The organism is Bacillus sp. SIMBA_031, assembly GCF_046535225.1.
In the GTDB taxonomy this organism is placed as follows: Bacteria; Bacillota; Bacilli; order Bacillales; family Bacillaceae; genus Bacillus; species Bacillus velezensis.
This window is the reverse complement of sequence record NZ_JAWRXC010000015.1, coordinates 1-18,624: the sequence shown is the minus strand read 5'-3', so window position 1 is coordinate 18,624 and position 18,624 is coordinate 1. Positions and strand designations below refer to the sequence as shown.

At 45.9% G+C, this 18,624-nt stretch carries 20 protein-coding genes, 2 tRNA genes, 3 pseudogenes and 1 riboswitch; of the genes and pseudogenes, 14 read left to right on the top strand and 11 right to left on the bottom strand.

All coding sequences use genetic code 11. The annotated features are described in order from the left end of the window. Window positions 1–231: 231 nt before the first annotated feature. Complete coding sequence (locus SB724_RS19065; protein ID WP_265973431.1) at window positions 232–849, top strand: NUDIX hydrolase; 618 nt, start codon at window positions 232–234, stop codon at window positions 847–849. 35 nt (window positions 850–884) lie between these two features. Continuing rightward, on the top strand, window positions 885–1,667 hold the full coding sequence (locus tag SB724_RS19060) for a class I SAM-dependent methyltransferase (RefSeq protein WP_410572334.1): 783 nt from the start codon (window positions 885–887) through the stop codon (window positions 1,665–1,667). Between the two features lie 47 nt (window positions 1,668–1,714). Here the strand turns inward: SB724_RS19060 and SB724_RS19055 are convergent. Next, window positions 1,715–1,870: pseudogene (locus SB724_RS19055) on the bottom strand (tartrate dehydrogenase); the annotation flags it as partial. Beyond that, a complete protein-coding gene (locus tag SB724_RS19050; protein ID WP_265973445.1) occupies window positions 1,871–1,996 on the bottom strand; it encodes a hypothetical protein in 126 nt (41 codons plus the stop codon). It abuts the pseudogene before it with no gap. 111 nt (window positions 1,997–2,107) lie between these two features. On the opposite strand from SB724_RS19050, the gene SB724_RS19045 reads away from it, so the two are divergent. Beyond that, on the top strand, window positions 2,108–2,794 hold the full coding sequence (locus SB724_RS19045; RefSeq protein ID WP_265973433.1) for a GntR family transcriptional regulator: 687 nt from the start codon (window positions 2,108–2,110) through the stop codon (window positions 2,792–2,794). Window positions 2,795–2,934: 140 nt separating this feature from the next. Continuing rightward, window positions 2,935–4,128, top strand: a complete 1,194-nt coding sequence (locus SB724_RS19040; protein WP_410572332.1) for a macrolide family glycosyltransferase — start codon at window positions 2,935–2,937, stop codon at window positions 4,126–4,128. Between the two features lie 57 nt (window positions 4,129–4,185). On the opposite strand, the gene SB724_RS19035 is transcribed toward SB724_RS19040, so the two are convergent. Then, window positions 4,186–4,440: a hypothetical protein gene (locus SB724_RS19035; protein WP_031378602.1), complete on the bottom strand. Its 255-nt coding sequence runs from the start codon at window positions 4,438–4,440 to the stop codon at window positions 4,186–4,188. Window positions 4,441–4,671: 231 nt separating this feature from the next. Between SB724_RS19035 and SB724_RS19030 the strand changes: the two genes are divergently transcribed. Both SB724_RS19030 and SB724_RS19025 read left to right on the top strand, forming a co-directional pair. After that, window positions 4,672–4,941 (top strand): hypothetical protein, encoded by a 270-nt coding sequence (locus tag SB724_RS19030; protein ID WP_007409303.1) that lies wholly within the window; start codon window positions 4,672–4,674, stop codon window positions 4,939–4,941. Between the two features lie 136 nt (window positions 4,942–5,077). Then, window positions 5,078–6,436 (top strand): serine hydrolase, encoded by a 1,359-nt coding sequence (locus SB724_RS19025; RefSeq protein ID WP_410572330.1) that lies wholly within the window; start codon window positions 5,078–5,080, stop codon window positions 6,434–6,436. Between the two features lie 52 nt (window positions 6,437–6,488). On the opposite strand, the gene SB724_RS19020 is transcribed toward SB724_RS19025, so the two are convergent. Continuing rightward, on the bottom strand, window positions 6,489–6,662 hold the full coding sequence (locus SB724_RS19020) for a hypothetical protein (RefSeq protein WP_170930476.1): 174 nt from the start codon (window positions 6,660–6,662) through the stop codon (window positions 6,489–6,491). 196 nt (window positions 6,663–6,858) lie between these two features. Here SB724_RS19020 and SB724_RS19015 point away from each other — a divergent pair. Next, window positions 6,859–7,254: pseudogene (locus tag SB724_RS19015) on the top strand (YdhK family protein); the annotation flags it as partial. Here the strand turns inward: SB724_RS19015 and SB724_RS19010 are convergent. Then, a pseudogene (locus SB724_RS19010) lies at window positions 7,246–7,338 on the bottom strand (hypothetical protein); the annotation flags it as partial. The pseudogenes SB724_RS19015 and SB724_RS19010 overlap by 9 nt on opposite strands. A 54-nt stretch (window positions 7,339–7,392) precedes the next feature. Further along, a riboswitch (purine riboswitch) is annotated at window positions 7,393–7,492 on the bottom strand. A 176-nt stretch (window positions 7,493–7,668) separates the two neighbouring features. Here SB724_RS19010 and SB724_RS19005 point away from each other — a divergent pair. The 3 genes from SB724_RS19005 to SB724_RS18995 all read left to right on the top strand — a co-directional run bounded on the left by SB724_RS19005 (window position 7,669) and on the right by SB724_RS18995 (window position 10,397). Continuing rightward, the gene (locus tag SB724_RS19005; protein WP_038457092.1) at window positions 7,669–8,385 is read left to right on the top strand and encodes a GntR family transcriptional regulator; all 717 of its coding nucleotides are present in this window, start codon (window positions 7,669–7,671) and stop codon (window positions 8,383–8,385) included. A gap of 121 nt (window positions 8,386–8,506) precedes the next feature. Next, window positions 8,507–9,193, top strand: coding sequence for a FadR/GntR family transcriptional regulator (locus SB724_RS19000; RefSeq protein WP_410572327.1), 687 nt, complete (start codon window positions 8,507–8,509; stop codon window positions 9,191–9,193). Next, the gene (locus SB724_RS18995) at window positions 9,183–10,397 is read left to right on the top strand and encodes a CynX/NimT family MFS transporter (RefSeq protein WP_012116961.1); all 1,215 of its coding nucleotides are present in this window, start codon (window positions 9,183–9,185) and stop codon (window positions 10,395–10,397) included. The genes SB724_RS19000 and SB724_RS18995 overlap by 11 nt, the downstream gene beginning before the upstream one ends. A gap of 59 nt (window positions 10,398–10,456) precedes the next feature. Here the strand turns inward: SB724_RS18995 and SB724_RS18990 are convergent, their stop codons facing one another. From SB724_RS18990 to SB724_RS18965, 6 genes are all read right to left on the bottom strand, one after another. Next, window positions 10,457–10,771: a DMT family transporter gene (locus SB724_RS18990; protein WP_003156024.1), complete on the bottom strand. Its 315-nt coding sequence runs from the start codon at window positions 10,769–10,771 to the stop codon at window positions 10,457–10,459. Then, entirely contained in the window at window positions 10,771–11,100 is a 330-nt protein-coding gene (locus SB724_RS18985; protein WP_227051465.1) for a DMT family transporter, read from the bottom strand. Before SB724_RS18985 ends, SB724_RS18990 begins: the two co-directional genes overlap by 1 nt. 76 nt (window positions 11,101–11,176) lie before the next feature. Beyond that, window positions 11,177–11,758 carry a TetR/AcrR family transcriptional regulator gene (locus SB724_RS18980; RefSeq protein ID WP_044803144.1) on the bottom strand — a complete coding sequence of 194 codons (582 nt, stop codon included), beginning with the start codon at window positions 11,756–11,758 and terminating at the stop codon, window positions 11,177–11,179. Window positions 11,759–11,874: 116 nt separating this feature from the next. Further along, on the bottom strand, window positions 11,875–13,437 hold the full coding sequence (locus SB724_RS18975; protein WP_045206895.1) for an APC family permease: 1,563 nt from the start codon (window positions 13,435–13,437) through the stop codon (window positions 11,875–11,877). Window positions 13,438–13,674: 237 nt separating this feature from the next. Then, a complete protein-coding gene (locus SB724_RS18970; RefSeq protein WP_007409292.1) occupies window positions 13,675–14,529 on the bottom strand; it encodes a manganese catalase family protein in 855 nt (284 codons plus the stop codon). A gap of 111 nt (window positions 14,530–14,640) precedes the next feature. Continuing rightward, the gene (locus SB724_RS18965; RefSeq protein WP_007609778.1) at window positions 14,641–15,108 is read right to left on the bottom strand and encodes an SRPBCC family protein; all 468 of its coding nucleotides are present in this window, start codon (window positions 15,106–15,108) and stop codon (window positions 14,641–14,643) included. Window positions 15,109–15,235: 127 nt separating this feature from the next. Between SB724_RS18965 and SB724_RS18960 the strand changes: the two genes are divergently transcribed. From SB724_RS18960 to SB724_RS18945, 4 genes are all read left to right on the top strand, one after another. Continuing rightward, window positions 15,236–16,237: an NADPH:quinone oxidoreductase family protein gene (locus SB724_RS18960; protein WP_410572322.1), complete on the top strand. Its 1,002-nt coding sequence runs from the start codon at window positions 15,236–15,238 to the stop codon at window positions 16,235–16,237. Between the two features lie 428 nt (window positions 16,238–16,665). Next, window positions 16,666–18,084 (top strand): sugar porter family MFS transporter, encoded by a 1,419-nt coding sequence (locus SB724_RS18955; RefSeq protein WP_088461562.1) that lies wholly within the window; start codon window positions 16,666–16,668, stop codon window positions 18,082–18,084. Window positions 18,085–18,385: 301 nt separating this feature from the next. Next, a tRNA-Arg gene (locus SB724_RS18950) sits at window positions 18,386–18,462 on the top strand. 8 nt (window positions 18,463–18,470) lie between these two features. Continuing rightward, window positions 18,471–18,544: transfer RNA gene (locus tag SB724_RS18945), tRNA-Gly, on the top strand. Window positions 18,545–18,624: the final 80 nt, after the last annotated feature.

Below are 18,624 nucleotides of genomic sequence, written 5' to 3'. Positions count from 1 at the left end.
GTCTAATTTCGGATAACAATCATCCGTATTCAAACTTGAAGGTGTTTTTATTTGTCTCATCTTATGGGGTCAGTCCCGCAAATGAGTGGCTTTTTTCTGTTTTCCCGGCAGGATTCGCCCCTCCATAAACAGAAAACAAGGAGCAGAAACGGATCATGGGCACCGGTACTCTCAAGGTGCAATACCCGGACCCTCAGGGTTTCGTCAATTAACATAACGGGCGGTGAAAAAATGGAGCCAAAATGGCTAGATTGGGCAAAACAGCTTCAATCCGCGGCGCAAGCGGGGCTGGCTTATTCCAAAGACATATATGATATTGAGAGATTTGAAGAAATAAGAAAAATAAGCGTGGATATCATGGCGCATCATACCGGCATCGACAAAAGGGTCATAAAAGACGTATTCGCCGGTGACACGGGCTACCCCACTCCGAAAGTTGATATCAGAGCGGCAGTTTTTAAAGATCAGAGCATATTAATGGTAAGAGAGAAAAGCGACGGCAGATGGGCGCTGCCGGGCGGATGGGCTGATATCGGGTTTTCTCCGGGCGAGACCGCTGTCAAAGAAGTAAAAGAGGAGTCGGGAATCGACGTAAAGCCCGTTAAACTGTTAGCTGTAATGGATAAGAAATGCCATTCCCATCCGCCGTCCGCTGCCCACGTTTACAAAGTGTTTATCAAATGCGAGATCATCGGCGGCCGGCTCAGGGAGGGAACGGAAACAAGCGCGGCAAGCTTTTTTGCGGAGACGGAACTGCCGCCGCTATCTGAAGCCCGCAATACGGAAAGTCAGATTGAAAGGATGTTTGCATATCTCAAACATCCGGACGAACCCGTTTATTTTGATTAAGGCAGCAATCAGAAAGAAAAGGGGCCCCGAGTATCATGGAGGATTCAATTAAACAGCAGGCGCAGCGGCAATTTGCCAAAAACGCCGCGAAATATGTGACTAGTCCAGGACACACTGCAGGAGAGGATTTGGCGTATCTCGTTTCAGCTTCCGGTGCCGAAAAGCATATGGACGTGCTGGATATCGCGACGGGAGGCGGACATACGGCTAACGCTCTCGCTCCTCTCGTACGCTCTGTTATCGCATATGACCTCACGGAAGAAATGTTAGCCGCCGCTGAAGCATTTATAACCGGAAACGGATGGACGAACGTGTCATTCGAAAAAGGCGATGCTGAAAAGATGCCGTTTTCCGATGCTGCTTTCGATATCGTCACATGCAGAATCGCGGCGCATCATTTTCCCGATGTCAGAGCCTTTGTTCATGAAGCGTTTCGGGTTGTCAAACCGGGCGGCAGACTGCTTCTCATTGACAATACCGCACCTGAAAAGGATGAATATGACCATTTTTATAATGACATTGAAAAGAAACGGGATCAGAGCCACTTTCGGGCGTGGAAAAAAACAGAATGGCTCCGTTTTCTGGAGACAGCCGGCTTCCGGATTGAATCCGCTGTCTGCTTTTTGAAACCATTTCAATTTACCGTCTGGTGTGAACGGGCAGGCCTGACTGAAGAGAAAGCCGCATTACTGGAAAAACAGATGCTGGATGCTCCTCGTGATATAAAGCGGTTTTTTTCTGTAGAAAAGGATCAATCAGGCCGTATTGCGGACTTCACAGGTGAATCGGCCTGTTTCTGCGCGGTCCGTCCCGTCTGAGACGAAAAAAACCGCTGTGCAGTTTTCCTGCCCGCGGTTTTTTCGTATTATCTGTTCTTGATTTGAGAAATAATAGCGGAAGTGACGTCTTCCGTTGAATGTTTTCCGCCGACATCAGGAGTCAGAATGCCGCTGTTTGTGACCGTTTCAATAGATTGTAAGAGGAGATGGCCCAGTTCCTCTTCTCCGAATGAATCGAGCATTCATTTGAAATCAAAGGCAATGCCTCCAGGTAATTCGGCGATCGCGTTCAACACCGGCTCCGCTTGCGGAACTGCTTCTTTCCCTACACCGTCCCCCGGTATGCTGGCAATCTTGTATGTTTTCATGTTTCCGTCACATCCGATATGCTGACAAGCCCGGGAATGTTGCTTCCATAGATAAACTGTTATATGATCTTGGTAACAATAAGGCCTAAATTGTATGAAGAGGTAGGAAAGATGGATAATTTTAAATTAGATAAGCCAATCCCGTATTATCTGCAATTTTATTCCCAATTGAAAAAAATGATATTTGACGGGATTTTTAAACCGGGTGAACGGCTGAATGAGACTCAGCTGGCCAAGGATTTCGGAGTCAGCCGGTCGCCGGTCAGAGAAGCCATGCGGCTCCTTGAAAAGGACGGGCTTTTGACGGCAGACGATCGAAACGGCTTTGTCATTTATTCTTTGTCCGTTAAGGATGTTGAAGAGATTTATAAAATCAGAATGTCACTTGAATCACTGGCGGTCGAACTGGTTATTGATGAAGCGGCTGAGAGTGAAATTGACCTCATTGAAAAACAGCTGCGGGAAACGGAAGAAGCCATCAATAAAGGCGTCAAAGAGACTGAGATTATTTCCTTAAACGAGTCGTTTCATCGGCTCCTTGTGGATTTCAGCCGCAACAGCCGGCTGGCCATGCTGCTTGAGCATGTCAATGTGCTGATTCATTTTTGCAGAGTTCTTAATTTTAGAGGCGATGACCGTGCGGAGGTTATCCTGCATGAGCACCGGAAAGTCTTTGAAGAAATAAAAAAGGGCGATAAAACAAAAGCCGTGCAATATATGACGGAGCATCTCAAGCATGATGAAGAACATCTGAAAGGCGTGCTCAAAGCGGGAGAAACAGACGAATCATCACGATAGACAAGGTGAAAAGCCTTGTCTTTTTTTGCCGATGTCATCGAACCGTCATAAAGACCTGACGGATGTTCCTTGCATGATTTTTTCCGCGTCATTTATGATGGATATGGAAGAGACGCAAAAAAAGCAAAGGAGTTTGAAAAATGGCGAAACATATTCTGATGATCAATTTTCCCGCAGAAGGACACGTAAACCCGACTTTGGGTATGACAAAGGCCTTCAGCGAACGGGGCGATCACGTTCATTATATCTCAACGGAAAAATACAAAAGCAGACTGGAAGGAGTAGGGGCGAAAGTTCATCTTCACAGCGATCTGCTCAGAATGACACCTATTGATCCCGGCAGTCCGTCCGGCATACTTGCATTTTTAAAGGTTCATATCAAAACGTCACTGGAGATTTTACATATTGTGCAGAGGCTGGCAGAGGACATTCAATTCGACGCCGTCTATTATGATAAATTCGGTGCGGGAGAGCTGGTGCGGGATTATCTCAACATTCCCGGCATCTCTTCTTCAGCATCCTTCCTGTTCAATGAAGACCGTCTGAAAATACTGCCGCTCCATCCGGAATCGGGCGTGCCGTTTCAGCCGGACAGGGAATGTGAAGAGCTGTTAGCCGAGATGAAAGACAAATACGGTGTCGCCCCTGACAGCATGGTTCAATTTATGAACAACACAGGTGAATTGAACGTCGTCTATACAAGCAGATATTTTCAGCCCGAAAGTGAGACATTCGGAGATGAGTATTTATTTATCGGTCCGAGTTTTCCGAAGAGAAAAGAGCGCGTCGACTTCCCGATTGACTCATTAAAGAATGAAAAAGTCATTTATATCTCAATGGGAACGGTACTCGGGGACACAGAAGCGTTTTTCAATCTGTGCATAGACGCGTTCTCAGATTTTGAAGGAAAAGTAGTCATTGCCGCCGGGGAAAAAGCCGATCTGTCGAAAATCAAACAGGCGCCGGAAAACTTTATCATCGCTCCGTACGTGCCGCAGCTTGAAGTGCTGGAGCAGGCCGACGTGTTTGTCACGCATGGCGGAATGAACAGTGTAAATGAAGGCATTCATTATCAAGTGCCGCTGGTGGTCATCCCGCACGATAAAGACCAGCCGATGGTTGCGCGCCGCCTGACTGAATTGGATGCAGGCTATACAGTGCAAAAAGATGAAGTAAGCGCTGAAAAGGTAAGGCTTGCCGCGGAAGAAGTGCTGCATAACGGAAAATACAAACAAGGCATTCAAGCCATTAATGAAAGCTTTAAAGAATGTACGGACATGAAGGATGTCCTTGCCCGGATCGACCGGTTTATTGAACAAAAACATGCTCAATAATACATGGAAAAAGCCTGTTTCCTCTGCCAAAGGGAAACAGGCTTTTTATAATGGCTTTTAGATGATGTGATGTTCTTCATTTGCAAGTTTCACAAGAGTCAGAAGAGATTCTGCCTCACGTGCGTCGAGTGTTTTTGCCAGACGGTTTTTTTCAAAGATCTGCTGGCCGAAGACATTCACTGACGCCTGGTCAACCGCCGTGTGCCAGTCCTTTTGTGAATGATTCTCAGAAAAAGAGAAAACGAACACGGCAAAGACCGCTATAAGCATCGCCATGACCCAAAATTTTTGCCGATTTCCTGCTGCTGACATAGGCCGCCTCCTAAACATTTTACTGGTATTAGATCATATATGAGCTGTTTTTAACAGAGTAAAGAAGTCATTATTTCATGTAGTCCAAATGAAACGGAGCACAGCCGAAAGCCCGCCGGTCAGGCCGATGAGCCAATTCATATTTTGTTCATATTTTATTAAAAGTTTATCCAAGCCTGTCCTTTACAGTAGATATAACCACAAAATGCCGCTGAAAGGGGCCTTTAAAAAATGCATATTCATATGATCAACAAAAACCAGTTTGAGAGTGACTTGGAGGCGGCCGGCTTCAGCCGTCAAGCAGATGATATTATCGGCAAAATGAAAGAGTACGTAACGGAATACGCGGCTTCATCCGAACGGTTCCTGATTGAAATTCAAACCGTCATGAACGAATACAAAGCCGTCGTCTGCGCGATGTTTTCGACCATGGAAATTGCCGGTGCAAATAAAGACGAGAAGCATGTTGAATTTGAAGCCTGCACAGTATTGTGTGAATAAAAGACATTCATCAAACCTCCGCGGCTGCCTGAACGGCAGTATACTGACTGGTGTTTCGAGAAGGAAAAATATTGAAACTTCTAAAGCGGCCGTTCGTATAAAAGAGTAAATCAGCTTGTATATGGAGGTTCGTGAAATGAACGATAAGAAAAAACAAGCGTTTGAACAGCTTTTCAGCACTTTAGACGAAAGACATGAAATAAACGGCGCTGTATTGGCAGCGGAAAACGGCCGCATCTTATACCAGGGTTCATTCGGCGCTGCAGAACTGAAAACAAAGAGGATGCTGAATGACCAATCGGTCTTTGAATTGGCCTCAGTATCGAAGCCGTTTACAGCTTTGGGCGTTATCATTTTAGAGCAGCAAGGGAAGCTGCGTTATGACGATATGATAGAGCGATGGCTTCCTGATTTTCCTTATCCGGGCATTACCATTCGGCATTTACTCCATCACACGTCAGGATTGCCGGACTATATGGAGTTGTTCTTAACACATTGGGACCGGGACAGAATTGCCGTTAATCAAGATGTGATCAATATGCTTAAGCAGCATAAACCGGATGCTTATTTCCCGCCGGGCAAGGAGTGGCTTTACAGTAATACGGGGTATGTGGTGTTAGCGGTTATTATAGAAATTGTATCAGGCATGAGTTTTGCTGAATTTATGAAACAAGCCGTATTTCATCCGCTTCGTATGCACGATACGCGGATTTATAACAGAAGGCTGAGTAAAGAAAACATTCCGAACTATGCATATGGCTATGTGTATGATGTTCATTCCGGAGAATATGTGCTGCCGGATGAACTTGAGGAAACCGATTATGTCGTCTTTCTTGACGGGATTCAAGGTGACGGAACCGTTAACTCCGCTATAAGAGATTTATATCTGTTTGATCAGGCTCTTTATACAGAAGAAATCATCAGCAAAGAGTCTAAAGATCAAGCGTTTACACCGGGCTATTGGATTGAAGAAGAGCAATTCGGATACGGATTTGGCTGGATGATTCAAAACAGCCGGCAAAAAGGGAAGATTATCAGTCACGACGGAGGCTGGCCGGGCTATTCAACTTTGATGATCCGGTATATTGACCAGAATAAAACATTGATTTATCTAAGCAATATGGAACAATCGTATCAATTTGAACAAGCTGTAATTGCCGCGGCTGTAAACATCTTATTTGATCAGCCATACGTGATTCCGAAACGTCCGGCAGATCAGAAAAAAGCAGATATCGATCCTGCGTTTTACAGCAGATTTACCGGCAATTACTCATTTCAGGATGACACACATGCATCGGTGGCGGTAAAAGAAAACCGATTGTATCTTACAATAGACGGGCAGACACCATTCGAATTATTCCCAATGACGGAAACCCGTTATTTTGTCAGGGCGCTGCCGCTTGAAATTGAATTTGCAGTTGATGAAGCACAAACAGCCCCCCATTTTGTTTTATATCAGGACGGCACAGAAGAAACGGCTGTGCGGATAGATTGAGTGACATGCAAAACAAAACCGCCGTCCTGAGAAGACGGCGGTAATAGAAAGGTCAAACCCCTTTGATGACGCGAAATTTTCTTTTCGGCTCTGACATAAATATAGAAGAAAAAATCATAGCTCCGAGCATTGTGATGTATTCCATATAAAGCGAAACTTCTGCCAAAAGCAACCCCGCAATCATTAAAACAGCGCCCAATACCACCGCAAAAACCTTCGTTTTCATGATGAGTTCCCCCTATTATCTGATAATTGAATTATACTGCATCTCCATTAATGTGTACATTTTGTGAACAATTTCACCTGATGAAAGGCAATAAAGAGAGATTTGAAGAATTAGGAGAAATGACAGGCCATCTTTTTGTTTTACTGAAGAAACGAAAGGGAAAGTGAAAAATCAAAAAGGCAAAGGAGTTCTTGAAATGAAAGCGAGACTATTTTTATTCAGCATGTTTCTCCTGATCCCCGTTCTGGCGCTTGCCGGATGCAACAGCCAATCTTCAGGAGGAAGCGAAAAAGCGAAAGACAAAGAAACGCACTCTCACGAAGACATGAATCACTCAGGTTCATCCGAGGTGCCGAAAGGTTTAAAGAAGGCCGAAAATCCGACTTATAAGGTCGGCAGTGACGTCATGATTTTAGCTTCTCATATGAAAGGCATGAAAAATGCGCAAGGAACCGTAAAAGGTGCTTATGATACAACGGTTTACAGTGTATCTTACACTCCGGAAACGGGGGGAAAGCGCGTCGAAGATCATAAATGGGTCATTCAGGAAGAGCTGAAGGGCGCCGGTGATAAAACGTTAAAAAGAAGCGATTTGCGGAAGAATACCGCCCACAATTAATTCAACCAATCCGACTGCGATGGTAGATGCTGCAAGCAGAAATACTTTGAAATTCATGTACAGATACTCCTTTTTTTATTTTTTAGAAAATAAAAAATCCTGATTACAAAAAGTGTACGGGACAATTTTTGTAATCAGGATTTTACGGTTCCTGGTAGACACCCTCAAACCATATCATTGAGGTTATACAATGTATGCAATATTCGGTTGTGTCCGTTTCTGCAAAAATTCTACCATAATAGTGAGGGAGATTCCATAGAAAATTCGAGGAAATCCTTTCAATTTCAATATCGGCGGCTGCAACGTCATTGATGAAGCAGGGAAAAAAATTTATGATAACCGTAAGGAGTCTATACAGATCAAACATTATACAGCCGGAGGAAACCGATGAATAAGTACGAAAAAATCGCCAACGAAATGAGAAAGAGGATTAAAAGCAGTGTATATGACATAGATCAGCCGATCCCGGATGAAAAGACGCTCGCTGCGGAGTTCGGGTGCAGCCGGATGACGATGAAGCGGGCGCTTGATACACTTGCGGCTGAAGGGATGCTTTTCAGAAAAAGAGGGCACGGCACGTTTATCATTCAATCAGCCATGCAGGATGAGCACGTTCACGTAGTCAGCAACGAAATTCTCGGCCTGAGCAATTTGTTAAAAGGAAAGAATATCAAGAGCAAGGTCATCCGGTTTGAAGTGCAGTTTCCCTCTCAAGATGTCGCCGCACATTTGGCCATCGATGAAAAGACTCCCGTCTATTATGTAGTAAGGCTCAGAATTGTTGAAGGCGAACCGTACGTTCTTGAAAAAACGTACATGCCGGCGAGCCTTATACCCGGCATTAATGACGAGGTGCTCAACCATTCTATCTATGATCATATTACGCGGGAACTGCAGCTCAAAATCGCAGGCTCACATAGAAAAATCAGAGCGTGCAAGTCGGATGATATCGATCAGCAACATCTCGGCTGCCGGCCGGATGACCCGATACTTGAAGTCGAGCATGTAGGCTTTTTGGACAACGGCACTCCCTTTGAATATTCATTTTCCCGCCACCGTCATGACAAGTTTGTCGTGACCTCAGTCAATATAAAACGTTCATAAAAGCGCCGAAGAGTGAGAGAAAAACTCACTCTTTTTTTGTTGCCGCTGATTTACATCTCCGCTTCTTTTATGTTATATTACCCAATGATAGAATCATCCTACAAATTTCAGAGGTGTTTTGATGGAGATATCCAAAACAATAAGACTGTCGCTCGTAGAACAAGTGGTGACGCAAATTGAATCGTTAATTCAATCGGATAAATGGCCGGTCGGGACGCGCATTCCCCCTGAGCTGGATTTAATGAAGCAATTTGATGTGAGCCGAAACACATTGCGTGAGGCCATTCGGGCGCTCGTACATGCCGGCCTGCTTCAGACAAGGCAGGGGAGCGGTACGTATGTCAGCTCATCCAGTGTTCTCGGCGCGGCATTTTACCGCCATATTAAAAAATCAAATTTGCTTGAAACATTAGAAGTCAGATACGCACTCGAAAGAGAAGCTGCACGATTGGCGGCGGAAAGGCGTAATGACGAAGACCTGAAAGCACTGAAGGCATGCTTGGATGAATGTGAAGCGGCCTTGCAAAATGAAGATCGAAAACGGTATGCAGAAGCCGACATTAAGCTGCACAAAACCATTGTACAGGCGGCCCATAACAACATGCTTTCTGATCTATACGAGCATATGACGGAGGCGCTTTGTGCGTCAGTCCATAACCTGTTGGAAATCACCCCTGCTATCCGGATCCACACCCAGCTTGCCGCCGCGATTATCGGACAGAAACCGGATCAGGCCATGGAGGCCGTCAACCAATACATCACAGTATTTAAAGATACAATACACATGGAGGATGAACATGAAAATTAAAGACGAACATCAAATTCTGCAAGCAAGTCAGCGTAAAAAACTGATATTGCTGGTCATCGGAGTCATATTGATAGGGGCCAACCTTAGAGCGCCTCTGACATCGGTCGGGCCGCTCGTTTCCTCAATTCGGGACAGCCTCGGCATGACCAATGCGGCTGCCGGCACCATTACGACAGTGCCGCTTTTGGCCTTTGCATGTCTGTCACCGTTTGTTCCTTTATTGTCCCGGCGCTTCGGGACCGAGATTGTGTTACTGTCATCATTAATTGTCCTGACAGCCGGAACTCTGCTGCGCTCCATCGCTGGAATCGGCACTCTCTTTTTCGGAACGATCCTGTTGGGATTGTCGATCGCCGTATGCAATGTCCTGCTGCCGAGTCTCATTAAACATAAGTTTCCCGGAAATTTAGGCATCATGACCGGCGTCTACTCGGTTTCTATGAATCTGTGCGGCGCGATTGCATCCGGCATCAGCGTGCCGATCGCCTCTTCAGCGGGGTTAGGCTGGAAAGGCGCGCTCGGCTGCTGGGCTATCCTTTCTTTCATTGCGTTTGTCATGTGGATTCCGCAAATGCGAGGACGCGAACTGCCTGTCCGCACGACTGGGACAAACGGAGAGAAGAAAAGCAGTCTGCTGCGGTCTCCGCTTGCTTGGAAGGTGACGATGTTCATGGGGCTGCAATCCCTTATTTTTTACACCGTCATCGCTTGGCTGCCGGAAATTCTTCAGCAGAATGGACTCAGCTCAAGTAAGGCGGGATGGATGCTTTCATTAATGCAATTCTCAGTCCTGCCGATTACTTTTATCGTGCCGATCGCTGCCGCTAAAATGAAAAATCAGCGCGCACTCGCCGGACTGACAGCTTTATTTTTCCTTATCGGCATTGCCGGCGTTCTTTTCGGAAGCCCGGCGCTCACTCCGCTATGGGTCATTTTGATCGGAATTGCGGGAGGATGTGCGTTCAGCTTGGCGATGATGTTCTTCAGCCTGCGGACCCGGCATGTTCATGAAGCCGCGGCGCTTTCCGGCATGGCCCAGTCATTCGGATACCTGCTTGCCGCGTTCGGGCCGCTCGTATTCGGTTTGCTGCATGACATCACGCACGGCTGGACGGTTCCGTTATTCATGCTGATCGCAGTCTCCGTTCTGATCTTTATTTTCGGAGTCGGAGCGGGAAAAGCAGAACAGATCAAAACAGCATAAAAAAACAAAGGGCCCGCTTAGGGTCCTTTGTTTTTTATTTGAAAAGCTGTCTCAGGCCGTCAAGCTGTCAGTTTTAAGCCGATGACACCGATGAGGATAAGCCCCAGAGACACCAATTGTGACAGGTTGAATTTTTCTTTAAACCAAAGTATGCCCACGGCCGAAACGCCGATGCTTCCCATGCCGGTCCAAGCCGCATACGCGACACCTGTGGGAAGAACCTGCATCGCTCCGGAAAGGCAAAAGAATGAAAGCATAAAGCCTGTTACCATGACAATCAGCGGCCACTTTTTTTTAAAACCGTCAATATGTTTCATGGCAACGGCCGCTACAACTTCCTCCGCTCCGGCAATAAATAACAGCAGCCATGCCATTAATGTTCACTCCTTGTTTCAGTTTCTTTCGTAAATACCTTCATTCCTAAAATACCGGACAACAGCAAAGCCAAAAAGAATATTTGCCCGATTGAAAACGATTCGCCTAAAATGACGCCCGTTACATATGTGCCGACGGTGCCTATTCCGACAAAAACGGTATATGCGGCAGCCATCGGAATTTTTTTATAAGAGCGGATCAGCATCAGAAAGCTGACGGCAATCAGAAGGAAAATACCAATCCAATCAAAGAGCGAATCCGCATGCTTCAGGGCGGACGCCCAAACTACTTCTAACAGTCCGGCTATCAATACAAGCAGCCAATACATGATACAGTCACCTCAGTTAGTTATGAATGAATGTCAGTCATTTTTACGGCGGTCAAAAATGATCGGTCTCCGCCAATCATTTCTGCAAGCTTCTTTTGAGAAAGCTGAATATTTCTTTTTTATATACTTCGAGATCGACATCCTGTTCACAGCCGATATAAAACCGTTCAGCCGCGTTCTCGACAACGTTGATAATCGTTCTGGCCGTCCATCTGACATGAATGCCGCTGTGGACCTCACCCTGTTCAATGGCCGTATTGATCACGCCTTCCAGCCAGGAATAATAAGGCTGATAAATGGCTTCCCATTTCTCCATTGAATGATCGATGGCAAGACCGGAATAACAGAGAACGATAATATCTTTATGAAGCCGGGTGATGTGAAATGTCTCATCTACCAAAATGTCCAGCAACGTCCAAAAATCTTCAGAACCGTCCGTTTTCCCTTTTATCCTGTCCAGCGTATTGTCGAGCAGGTTTTCTGCAATCGCGGATATCAGTGCGTTTTTAGAAGAAAAATATAAGTAAAACGTCCCTTGGGCCGTTCCGGCTTTTTTGACGATTTCTGAAATGGATGCTTTGTCTAATCCTTTTTCAGAAATGACTTCAATCGCGGCTTGCAGGATCTTTTCGTATTTTCCAGAGCTTTGTTTTGCCAATAGAGGGGTTCCTCCTTTTATGAATGACTGTCATTCATTTTATCGCACATTCGCTTTTTTGTCATCCCTTAAAATAAAAATACCGGAAAGAAGACCATACTTCTTTCCGGCATTCGTCATTTATCACTGTCGATCATAGCCTTCGGCAGTCCTGTATATTTTGCCCAGTAATAAATACCGAGCGAACCGATGGCGATCAGGATCAGGTCAAGCGGATTGCTGATAATGCCCAATCCGTGGCCGAACGAGCCGAGATAGGAGAAAATCAGCATCATGACATAAAAGCCGACGATCCACCATGCTGATTTCAGCTGCTGGCGTATGCTGACATCCTCTTTGGGAGCATATTTACTGAAACAGAGATAGATCAGAAACATGACAATTTGAGAACCGAGAAGCCAGGATACGGTGCGCCATCCGGACCAATATACAATATAAGAGGTAAAAATAAACGACAGCGGTCCGATGATGCTCATCCCTTTTAAATAAAACGGTCTGTTAATATTCTTCGCGTTGACTCTCAGCGCCGCAGAAGAAATCGGCGCAATCGCATAAGACAGAATCAATGCGACGGAGCATACGTTGACAAGAGCGTTCCAAGAAGGGAACGGAAGCGTCCAAAAAACAGCCAGACCGAACGAAAGCCAAAGGGAGGCACGCGGTGTCCCGGTTTCTTTATTGACTTTAGAAAAAATGCTGAATAATGTTCCGTTTCTGGCCCAGGCATAGACGAGACGTGAAGTCGTATTCATAAAGATATTTCCGTTACCGCCCGGTGATAAGATGGCATCTAAAATGACCAATGTCGCCAGCCACCCCAAACCGAGCAAAACGGCGATATCTTTGAACGGAAGGGAGAATTCAGTCCCGATAGCCGGCCATCCGTGCTTCAAGGTATCCGCCGGGATCGCCCCGATAAAAGTGAGCTGCAGCACGGTGTAAATAATAGTAGAAACGATAATACAGACAATCAATGCGATCGGAATGTTTCGCTTCGGATTCTGAACTTCACTCGCGACAGCCACAATCGGATGCAGCCCAAGGTATGCAAACATGACGCCGCCTGTGGAAATCGCGGCCTGAATTCCGGTGAAACCAAAAGGCGCGAATCCGTGAACGGTCATATTGCCTGGATGAAAATGAAAAATCAGTACCACAATTACCGTAATCGGTACGACATATTTAAAAATCGAAATAATGAAGTTTGCTTTCGCAAAGGTTTTGACACTCCAGTAATTGAGGAGGAAGAACAGGCAGAGCAGCGCAAATTGCAATATCCACCCGGCAATTGTCGGCGAATCGGAGCCTTTTACGGTCAAACCGGGAAACCAATACGCCACGTATTGGCGGACTGCCGTGACTTCTATAGAAATAAGACTCGTGTATGCCACAATGGTGACAAAGGAAATTAAATATCCGACGAGGTGTCCGTGTGAATATACGGGATACCGGATAATTCCCCCGGTCCGCGGCAGCGCGGCGCCCAGTTCCGCATAAACCAAGCCGATCAATAAGATGATTCCCCCGCCGATCAGCCAGGAAAAAACGCCTGATGGGCCCGCTTTCGAGGCGACGTTACTGACGGCAAACAGCCATGCCGAACCGAATATGGCTCCCATGCCGATTAAAATAAGATCAAAAAGTGACATAGTTTTCTGGAAGTTTCCTTGCTTAGACATTCGCTGCCTCCTTAGAAAAGACATTGTTCTCTTTACATAATTCCCATTATCATTCAAACATACCCAGCCGGCCGGCTGGAAAATTAGGACAACTTTCGAAACGAAGTATGTACAGCAATGTGCTCACATTATAATAACGGCCGTATGGCAAGATCTCCCGGCTTATATTCCCCGTTTTAAACACATTCAAACCTCATATTCAGAAAAACAAAAAACGCCCGAAACAGGCGTTTTTTGTTACAAGTTCATATCTTTCAGTCCGGGGCTGTGCTCATTCGGAAGCTCGGGAAGTTCCGGCACGGGGAAACCTTTAGGAGGCTCGGACACACTTAATTCGCCGCCGTTTCGGCTCGGCGTCGTTCCCTGCAGAATTTCTCCGATCCGTGTCGGATCCAGTCTGAAATTAAATTGGGTATTATGATAACCCATCTCAACGAATTTCCGGCATTCCGGGTATTTTTCAATATCATAATTCGGAACGGGAAATAATTTGCCCCATTCGACACCCAGTGTTTCCAACGCTTTTGTAAATGCATTTTGATGAGCGTTGTCACGGACGATCAGAAAACCGAGTGTTTCTCTGAACGTCTGATTTGAACTCATTTCATAAATGCGCGTCTTTTGCAGCACGCCGGTTGATTCCAGCACGACATTGTCCAATAAATCGGAAATCAGGTTCCCGTGGTTGTATACCCAAGACCCGTTCCATGGATTGCCGCCGGCGTCTACAGGAAGAGAACTTTGCGCCCCGATGATAAAATGGTGCGGATTGGCGTGTTTAACTGCTTCGTCAAGCGGCGCCTGATCTGCTGCCTGATTTCCGGGGCCCTCAGCGCCGCTTTCGTCGAGCAGCGCATTAATCGTATGCTGGACAAGCTCAACGTGTGCGATCTCTTCTAAAAATACACCGCGAAGCAGGTCACGGAACTGTTTTTCTTTCCCTCTGAAATTAGAGCTTTGGAAAAAGTATTGCATCATCGTCCGCATTTCTCCGTAGTGCCCGCCTAAAATTTCCTGAAGCACCTTGGCTGCGGCGGGGTCCGGCTTGTCCGGTTTAATGATATTGATCAGCTCTTCTTTGTAATAATACATAAACAGCGCCCCCTGAAAGAAGTTTTCGGTTCTTCTGTTAGTGTCTTTGCAAAGTCAGTTTTTATGTATCGGCATCAAAAAAAGGACGGAAACCGTGTCCGTCCTTTTGTGTTAAGCCTCAACCGCCCCGCGAAGTTTCGTGTTGACAAGCCCGTTCCATCCTTGATCCATCGTACTGTGAATCTCGGAGCTTTTCCGATTGACTTTATTGATGACGGCTTCCGGCTCTTTCCATCCGCCGTGAATGAGAGTGAATTCCGTATCTCCGCTTTCCGTTTCCTTTAAGACAAAAGAAACGATCCAGCCTTCCGTATCCCACGAAAAAGAAAGGCGGTACGGCGCTTCAATATCCAGCAGCTTGCACGGAGACGGACCGAACGGAGATTCCAGCTGAAACTCACTGTCTTCTTGAGGTGTGAAATTATTCGGCATAAACCAGAGAGACAGGCCGTCCGCAGTGGAGACCGTATCCCAGACAACTTGTATCGGCGCCTTGAAAACGGCGGTATGAATAATGTCCGGTAATGGCTGATTGCCGCTGTTGTTGTTTTTGTTATCTTTGTTTTGTTTATCAGACATGATGCGTAACCACTCTTTCGCTGTTTTTACTTTTGATCATACTACACGGGGCAGGACATTTGAAATCAAATCAAACTTATTCTATGCTTTTCCAAAGCCATTCAATTCATTTTAAGGAGACGTAGTGATGACAGATCAATTTAAAGCGTTAGTAGTCGATCAACGTGAAGACCGGTTTTCAGTCAGCGTACGGGAGCTGGCGGTTCAGGACCTTCCCGAGGGTGAAGTGCTGATTAAGGTTTGCTACTCAGGGGTGAATTATAAAGACAGCTTGGCTGCCATTCCTGACGGCAAGATTGTAACGTCGTATCCTTTCGTGCCGGGAATTGATTTAGCGGGAATCGTCGTTTCCTCAGATGACGCCCGTTTCAAAGAGGGGGACAAAGTCATTGCGACAAGCTACGGCATAGGTGTTTCCCGCTTTGGCGGTTATAGCGGGATGGCCCGCAATCCGGCTGATTGGATCGTGCCGCTGCCTGAAGGTCTGACACTTAAAGAAGCCATGACGATCGGAACCGCCGGCTTCACTGCCGCATTGTCCGTCCAGCGTCTTGAAGAAAACCATGCCGCTCCTGAAAAAGGGAAGGTGCTGGTCACGGGAGCGACAGGCGGCGTCGGAAGCTTTGCCGTCTCCATTCTTTCAACCTTAGGTTACGAGGTCGAGGCCAGTACGGGAAAAGAAGATGAAAGCGGCTATTTGAAGAGCCTCGGAGCGAAGACGGTCATTCACCGTGATGAAGTGTATAACGGCACGTTAAAACCGATGCAAAAACAAAAATGGGCAGCGGCCGTCGATCCGGTCGGAGGTGAGCCGCTTGCTTCAGTTCTCAGCCAGATTCAGTACGGCGGATCAGTTGCTGTGAGCGGACTGACAGCGGGAACGAAACTCCCGGCTACAGTCTTTCCGTTTATATTGCGCGGCGTCAGTCTCTTGGGAATCGATTCCGTATTCTGTCCGATGGAGACTAGAAAGAAAACATGGCAGCGTTTAGCTGATGACTTCAAGCCTGCAGGTCTGGAGGCCTTTATTCAAAAGGAAATTACACTTGAAGAGCTGCCGGATACGCTTCCTGCCCTTTTAAAAGGAGAAGCGAGAGGAAGAACGATCGTTACAATAAACGAAGAATAAATCAAAAACCCCCAACTGCTGATTGGGGGTTTTCAATATATAATCAATTATTTATTGAAAAGAGACTAAATATTGAGTATATCGTGAAAATAAGTTGATTAAAAACATAAATTGATTACATATAGGTAATATAAAGGTAAATTATAAAATTTTCTGAAATATTTATTGACTGAAAGCGCTTTTAAAATTATGATAATAACATAAGTGCCAATAATATCATTATAACTTTACTGCAAAATAACTATAAAGTAACAATTTGGCGAGAGGGGAGAGCGAATAATCATTATAAATAATAACGCTTTCGGAGTATTTTCTTCTTATATAACTGTTTTGGACGGTCAGAACTTGTATGCAGACGTTATAGGTGTAAATATTGATAACTGAATATTCTGATATTATCTCTGTGTAAAAACTAGGAGGATTTGAAGATGAATAAAAATAGCAGCCAGCATTCATTTTTAAGAACCATCATTTTAGTATCGACGTTCGGGGGTCTACTTTTCGGCTACGATACCGGTGTAATTAATGGGGCGCTGCCGTTTATGGCGGAAGCTGACCAGCTTAATCTTACCGCTTTGACTGAAGGGATGGTGGCGAGCTCCTTGCTCTTGGGGGCTGCGATCGGCGCGGTTTTCGGTGGGAGATTGTCGGACTATAACGGCAGACGTAAAAATATCCTTATTCTTGCCGTTTTGTTCTTTGCAGCGACGCTTGGATGTACACTGGCGCCTAACGTATCGGTTATGATCATCTCCCGTTTTCTGCTGGGGCTTGCCGTCGGGGGAGCATCCGTAACCGTTCCGGCATATTTGGCTGAAATGTCGCCGGCGGAAAGCCGAGGGAGAATGGTTACCCAAAATGAATTGATGATTGTAACGGGCCAGCTGCTTGCCTTCACGTGTAATGCTATCATCGGCAATGTGCTTGGTGATACCTCTCACGCTTGGCGATATATGCTCGTTATCGCGGCCCTTCCGGCGTTATTCTTGTTTTTCGGTATGCTGAAAGTTCCTGAAAGTCCGCGCTGGCTGGTTTCTAAAGGAAGAAAAGAAGATGCTCTGCACGTTCTCCGGCGAATAAGGAATGAAGAGAAAGCGAAGTCTGAGCTCGCTGAGATTGAATCTGCCTTTCATAAGGAAGCTGAGATGGAGCAGGCGACCTTTAAGGATCTTGCCGTTCCGTGGGTGCGCCGCATTGTGTTTATCGGGATCGGAATTGCGGTAGTGCAGCAGCTCACCGGCGTGAATTCAATTATGTATTATGGAACTCAAATTTTAAAAGATGCCGGTTTCGAGACAAAAGCCGCATTGATCGGCAATATCGCTAACGGTGTGATTTCAGTGCTCGCGACTTTTGTGGGAATATGGCTTCTCGGCAAAGTCGGCCGCCGCCCGATGCTGATGACGGGGCTGATCGGAACGACTGCGGTGCTGCTTTTGATCGGAGTTCTGTCTGTCGTGCTGAAAGGGTCGCCTGCTCTTCCTTATGTGGTTCTTTCATTAACAGTCACTTTCCTTGCGTTTCAGCAGGGGGCTGTCTCTCCGGTGACTTGGCTGATGCTGTCGGAGATATTCCCGCTTCGATTGCGGGGACTTGGTATGGGGGTCACTGTCTTCTGCCTCTGGATCGTGAACTTCCTTGTGGGTTTAACTTTTCCGATCCTGCTCGCAAACATCGGTTTGTCTGCAACCTTCTTCATTTTTGTCCTATTAGGGGTAGCGTCCGTTATTTTTGTAAAAAGGTTTCTTCCGGAAACGAAAGGTCTGTCGCTCGAACAGCTTGAACAAAACTTCCGTGCTTATGAAAAAACAGATCGTAATAGCGCAGAAGCTGAGGTGAGCGGGTAATCTGAATAGACGCGGGGTTCCTAGGAATCCTGCTTTTTTATTTATTATTAGAAGGGAATAATAAGTGAGGAAAAAGTTTCGTAAAAGTGTTGACCTAATTTGAAGTGCATGGTATATTATTAAACGTCGCTGATGAACAAAGCGATAACGACAAATGAGAAAATGATCTTTTGAAAAAAGACTTTACAAATTCTCAAAAGCGTGTATAATAAATGAGGTCGAGAAAAAGACTTCGAAAAGAAATAAAAAAACACTTGACATCATAACTGATTGGTAGTATGATAGTTAAGTCGCCTGATAAGCGCCCGTAGCTCAATTGGATAGAGCGTTTGACTACGGATCAAAAGGTTAGGGGTTCGACTCCTCTCGGGCGCGCCAATTCAAATGCGGGTGTAGTTTAGTGGTAAAACCTCAGCCTTCCAAGCTGATGTCGTGAGTTCGATTCTCATCACCCGCTCCATTATAATGATCTTTGAAAACTAAACAAGACAAAACGTACCTGTTAATTCAAAGTTTTAAATAAATCGCACAGCGATGTGC

Coding starts and splice junctions, on each gene's coding strand:
- SB724_RS19060 (WP_410572334.1), top strand. CDS start 885: ATGGAGGATTCAATTAAACAGCAGGCGCAGCGGCAATTTGCCAAAAAC.
- SB724_RS19065 (WP_265973431.1), top strand. CDS start 232: ATGGAGCCAAAATGGCTAGATTGGGCAAAACAGCTTCAATCCGCGGCG.
- SB724_RS19005 (WP_038457092.1), top strand. CDS start 7,669: ATGAATAAGTACGAAAAAATCGCCAACGAAATGAGAAAGAGGATTAAA.
- SB724_RS18995 (WP_012116961.1), top strand. CDS start 9,183: ATGAAAATTAAAGACGAACATCAAATTCTGCAAGCAAGTCAGCGTAAA.
- SB724_RS18955 (WP_088461562.1), top strand. CDS start 16,666: ATGAATAAAAATAGCAGCCAGCATTCATTTTTAAGAACCATCATTTTA.
- SB724_RS18975 (WP_045206895.1), bottom strand. CDS start 13,437: ATGTCTAAGCAAGGAAACTTCCAGAAAACTATGTCACTTTTTGATCTT.
- SB724_RS19040 (WP_410572332.1), top strand. CDS start 2,935: ATGGCGAAACATATTCTGATGATCAATTTTCCCGCAGAAGGACACGTA.
- SB724_RS18985 (WP_227051465.1), bottom strand. CDS start 11,100: ATGTATTGGCTGCTTGTATTGATAGCCGGACTGTTAGAAGTAGTTTGG.
- SB724_RS19035 (WP_031378602.1), bottom strand. CDS start 4,440: ATGTCAGCAGCAGGAAATCGGCAAAAATTTTGGGTCATGGCGATGCTT.
- SB724_RS19020 (WP_170930476.1), bottom strand. CDS start 6,662: ATGAAAACGAAGGTTTTTGCGGTGGTATTGGGCGCTGTTTTAATGATT.
- SB724_RS18965 (WP_007609778.1), bottom strand. CDS start 15,108: ATGTCTGATAAACAAAACAAAGATAACAAAAACAACAACAGCGGCAAT.
- SB724_RS19025 (WP_410572330.1), top strand. CDS start 5,078: ATGAACGATAAGAAAAAACAAGCGTTTGAACAGCTTTTCAGCACTTTA.
- SB724_RS18990 (WP_003156024.1), bottom strand. CDS start 10,771: ATGGCATGGCTGCTGTTATTTATTGCCGGAGCGGAGGAAGTTGTAGCG.
- SB724_RS19000 (WP_410572327.1), top strand. CDS start 8,507: ATGGAGATATCCAAAACAATAAGACTGTCGCTCGTAGAACAAGTGGTG.
- SB724_RS18970 (WP_007409292.1), bottom strand. CDS start 14,529: ATGTATTATTACAAAGAAGAGCTGATCAATATCATTAAACCGGACAAG.
- SB724_RS19030 (WP_007409303.1), top strand. CDS start 4,672: ATGCATATTCATATGATCAACAAAAACCAGTTTGAGAGTGACTTGGAG.
- SB724_RS19045 (WP_265973433.1), top strand. CDS start 2,108: ATGGATAATTTTAAATTAGATAAGCCAATCCCGTATTATCTGCAATTT.
- SB724_RS19050 (WP_265973445.1), bottom strand. CDS start 1,996: ATGAAAACATACAAGATTGCCAGCATACCGGGGGACGGTGTAGGGAAA.
- SB724_RS18960 (WP_410572322.1), top strand. CDS start 15,236: ATGACAGATCAATTTAAAGCGTTAGTAGTCGATCAACGTGAAGACCGG.